At 55.2% G+C, this 687-nt stretch carries 1 protein-coding gene; it reads left to right on the forward strand.

Annotated elements, in window-relative coordinates; translation table 11 throughout:
• A partial coding sequence (locus tag JHD07_RS16065; RefSeq protein ID WP_291623850.1) for a hypothetical protein occupies positions 1–284 on the forward strand: 284 nt, incomplete at its 5' end.
• Positions 285–687: the final 403 nt, after the last annotated feature.

The raw sequence follows: 687 nt of genomic DNA on the forward strand, positions 1-687 counted from the left end.
GAGCCTTGCGTTCGGCCTTCGCGACCATTTCGCGAAGTGAAATGACCTCCGCGATCAAAGCCTGCAGCGAGCCGTTATGCTGCCTCGGATCGCCGGCCTTTGCCCTCGACCGCTTCTTTGCTACCGCCATCAAAATCGTCCTTTTCATGCGCGGCCTGATACAGGTCAACTTCAACAAGGAGACGCATGTGACCACGCTGCTTTCCGAGTTGCTGTTGACGGCAATGTCGGACGACTGCCTGGCCAGCGTTCGGTCGCGAATTCAACAGCGGCGAACTTATTGAACGGTCTTCTAACTACAACAGAAACGTGCGGTTAAGCTTGACATCGACATTGAGGTTAACTGCGCTCGCCTACCTGATTTGAAGGGAAGGGCAGGAGCGCGCCCACAGGGCTCTGACACCGCAATGATCAAGATATCGAGTAGACCGTGATCGCGACGGCGAGGATTCTGTTTGCCAGACGACAGCATGCGGGCGCAGTCAGTGTCGTCGTGAGGGAGCGAATGTGGATCGACATTCACAGGGGACGGCACTCTGAACTAACGCTCTAATAGCGCTACCGAGGCCTAAAGCATGATCCGGAAAGTGCGAAGCGGTTTTCCGGAGCGATCATGCGCGAACAACCACCTAAAGCGCGATGACGATTCATTCAAATCTTGCTTTAGACAGACGCTCGGTCTGCAAG

Origin of the sequence: Bradyrhizobium sp. (genome assembly GCF_016462955.1) — a bacterium.
In the GTDB taxonomy this organism is placed as follows: domain Bacteria; phylum Pseudomonadota; class Alphaproteobacteria; order Rhizobiales; family Xanthobacteraceae; genus Bradyrhizobium.